Origin of the sequence: Burkholderia sp. Ac-20384 (assembly GCF_017104605.1) — a bacterium.
Lineage (GTDB): Bacteria > Pseudomonadota > Gammaproteobacteria > Burkholderiales > Burkholderiaceae > Burkholderia > Burkholderia lata.
The window spans coordinates 1-307 of record NZ_JAAGPE010000747.1 but is presented as its reverse complement, the minus strand read 5'-3'; the positions used below and the strand labels follow the sequence as shown (position 1 = coordinate 307).

The window sequence follows — 307 nt, the reverse complement described above, 5'->3', positions numbered from 1 at the left end:
TGGTGACTCGATACGGGCGCTTGTAGACCGGGCGCAGCCCCTGACGTTGCAGGCTGCGTCGCACGCGCTCAGCGCTCGCCGGCCGGCCCTGAGCACGCAATTGCCGCACGATGCGAGGACGGCCATAGCTGCCGCGACTGGCCCGGTAGATGGCCGCCACTTCGGCATCCAGCGCCTGGTTGGCCTGCGCCCTGACGCTGGGCGGGCGAGCCCGCCACTGGCAATACCCGCTGCGCGAGACGGCCAACACCCGGCACAGCCGGCTCACGCTGTACTGGTCGCGGTGTGCGTCGATCCAGGCGTACCT

General features: G+C 70.7%; 1 protein-coding gene. It reads right to left on the bottom strand.

The window, feature by feature from the left end; genetic code table 11:
• Positions 1–307: IS3 family transposase (locus G3O00_RS43170; protein ID WP_206146651.1), on the bottom strand; the 307-nt coding region annotated here is incomplete at both ends.